Annotated in this window: 3 protein-coding genes; 1 reads left to right on the forward strand and 2 read right to left on the reverse strand. The window is 42.8% G+C overall.

Annotation, left to right across the window (positions count from 1 at the left end; genetic code table 11):
- Window positions 1-6 precede the first annotated feature (6 nt).
- Window positions 7-147: a PEP-CTERM sorting domain-containing protein gene (locus tag ACUVJL_RS09175; protein ID WP_445245560.1), complete on the forward strand. Its 141-nt coding sequence runs from the start codon at window positions 7-9 to the stop codon at window positions 145-147.
- A 274-nt stretch (window positions 148-421) separates the two neighbouring features.
- Here ACUVJL_RS09175 and ACUVJL_RS09180 read toward each other — a convergent pair whose 3' ends face one another.
- Both ACUVJL_RS09180 and ACUVJL_RS09185 read right to left on the reverse strand, forming a co-directional pair.
- On the reverse strand, window positions 422-2,038 hold the full coding sequence (locus ACUVJL_RS09180; RefSeq protein WP_445245558.1) for a hypothetical protein: 1,617 nt from the start codon (window positions 2,036-2,038) through the stop codon (window positions 422-424).
- Window positions 2,039-2,301: 263 nt separating this feature from the next.
- A partial coding sequence (locus ACUVJL_RS09185; protein ID WP_445245559.1) for a thermonuclease family protein occupies window positions 2,302-2,805 on the reverse strand: 504 nt, incomplete at its 5' end.

Consider the following 2,805-nt stretch of genomic DNA (forward strand, 5'->3'; position numbering starts at 1 on the left):
CCCAGTTTGATAATTGAAACCGCCGATGCTACTGAGCCTGTACCTGAGCCGACCACAATCTTTGGTTCAGCTATAGGTCTATGCCTGGGAGGATGGCTGAAACGAAAGAAATCAAGTCAGCAAGATAAAACAACGCCACAAAGTTAAGCTATCATTTGACAGAATTTACGCTGTTAACAAATCAACCCCAAAACGCTTCCTACCCGCGTCAGACGGCTCAAATTATATCTTAAATTGTGATTCAGGATAGGCTGCCACTCTGCCTGTGTCTGCAAATTTCCCTAATAAGAAACGAAACGGCTTTCGTTTCTAAAAAAGAAAAATACCTCGTTAACGCCGGGGTATTTTTGTATTCCGTACTTTGTCCACCGACTCACTGGACAAATTAAATTCTTTAACCTAGAGTTGAAAAAATAGACTGCTAGGCAACAGTAATTATCTGACCAGCAGTTAAACTGGTGAAGTCATACGTTGTGCTACCAACTTTTAGTTTTTCAAACTCGGAAGTTATCATGAGTTGGTTACCTTTGGTGAAAATTGTCGATTCGCCCCCCTCGCCCCATATCCCAACGGTATAAGTTCCTCGCGTTAATTCTAGTGTATCATTACCGTTTCCGCCATAAAAATCACCATTACCAAAACCATAAATAGAGTCTTCGCCGTCTCCTAAAAACACCCTTCCACTGCTATTCAAGTCTGATTTAAAATCTCCAGCAAAGATGTAGTCGTTGCCGTCACCAGTATTGATGCTACCCCCGTCTGATTTAAAACCTGCAGCCAAGATGGAGTCGTTGCCGTCACCAGTATTGATGCTCCCCCCTTTGTTATAAATGCCATATCCAGCGCTAACTCCATATCCACGATCAGTTCCAGAAGCAAGGATAAAGTCATTACCATCACCAGTATTAATAACACCCTGGTTATTAATAACGCCACTGCTAGTGATTATGTCGTCACCATCCCCAGTCTCAATGACGTTGAAGTTGTTAAAAGTAGAGTCAGTATAGTCTACCGTCGCCATAATCGATGCAGTGATCGAGTCGTTACCCTCTCCTAAAAACACCCAGCCACCGTTCCAAAAATTCCCCTGGGAAATGATGGAGTCTGGACCATTACCAGTATTAATGGTACCGCCGTTTGAGATGCCATTTCCAAAGTAATAGTTAATTTCGTCATAGTTGTTATCTCCAGGATAGCCTCCACGGCCAATGATGGAGTCTGCGTCATTACCAGTATCAATGTTACCCCGATTGACAATGCCATTGAGCTCGCTAGTACCAGTAATTATGTCCTCGCCATCACCAGTTGTGATGTCTTTAAAATTCTGAATGCCCCAGAGAAATAAGTAAGCCAGAACTCCGGAATTGGTACCAGTGATTGTGTCATTGCCATCGCCAGTACCCATAAGTCCATCGTTGAAAATACCCGTGCCACCACCTCCGCTATTATTGCCAATTATTATGTCGTTACCATCATCGGTATTGAAGGTACTCTCTCTGTTTAAGATACCGTTATTACCATAACCCGAAGAGATTGCATTACCAGTGATTACGTCGTTGCCTTTTCCAGTATCGAAAATGCTGTAGTAAGTAAATATACCGTCCCCGCTTTGTTCAGACATTTTAGGGTCGGAATTACCAGTGATTGTGTCATTACCATCACCAGTAGTTATGGTGCCAGACAAGCTTTGGATTCCCTTGAGCGGACCACTGCCAGTAATTATGTCGTTACCATTTCCAGTTTCAATGGTTCCTATTGTGTTGTAAAGACCCACATCATTAAAAAAAATTCTATCTTCTGTGAAGGCACCGATGCCCGTGATTGTGTCGTCACCATCATCGGTATTCAGTGTACCACTGTTGTAGAAGCCGCTGGAGAAATCGCTAATCCTTTCCTCAATGTCTATATGGTAACCAGTAATTTTGTCGTTACCAGCAAAAGTATTAGCGATGCCAGTATTGAGTATTTCTTCCACCCCAGATGCGGGGACAATATCATCCTCATCAGTAAACGTTAGATTTGAAAGTTCGATCGCCATAGGAAGACCTCGGTATACAGTATTATATGTCGTATTGCTATCACAATTTACGATATTTTATTTTGTATCGTTTTATTTCTTAACAGAGCTAACAGCTAAGGTTTCAGGCATATCGGAATTTGCTACTGATTTATTCTCTGGAAGAAGCGCAACCGGGTGCGCTTTTGTCAGAGGATAATTCTAATTTGTCCAATAATTCGGAATCGAGCAATCGATCCGCTGTGTTTCAAAAGTTGACAAGAGAAAATTAATATTTTTTATTTTTAATTATTTTTATTAGCTTTTCTCCAATTCCAAGGACGCTCAAAGTTAGGCGATCGCCACACGCCTAATTTATATTCGATCGCAGTTTTCTCACTTGATTTAACTGCATCCCAGTTAGGGCAATTCTTTGAGTATTGATCGTAAGCAAAAGCCATCCCCGATGCGGTCATCTGCGACTGTAACAGTCCCTTCTTTGTCCATAGTTCTGCCACGCTGCGACCATATCGATCTGTCTCAATAATGTTAACTTTCACTTTTCCTCCCGCTTCATTAATCAGGGATCGAAGGTGATTGCGCGCTTCTTCACCCAGCGGCTGCTTGAGTTCCGGCGCATCCAGACAGGCAAAGCGCACTTTGAGGATTTCACCTTTGGACGATCGAACCCGCAGCGTGTCTCCGTCGTGTACCGAGCCTGGGATAACTTCATACTCTGGTAAGTTTGCTGCCTCATCAGGATCGGGCTCCCCATTGGGAATTTGAATACTTGCAGATTGACTTTGTGG

The organism is Microcoleus sp. OTE_8_concoct_300, assembly GCF_031383065.1.
Lineage (GTDB): Bacteria > Cyanobacteriota > Cyanobacteriia > Cyanobacteriales > Microcoleaceae > Microcoleus.

Coding starts and splice junctions, on each gene's coding strand:
- ACUVJL_RS09180 (WP_445245558.1), bottom strand. CDS start 2,038: ATGGCGATCGAACTTTCAAATCTAACGTTTACTGATGAGGATGATATT.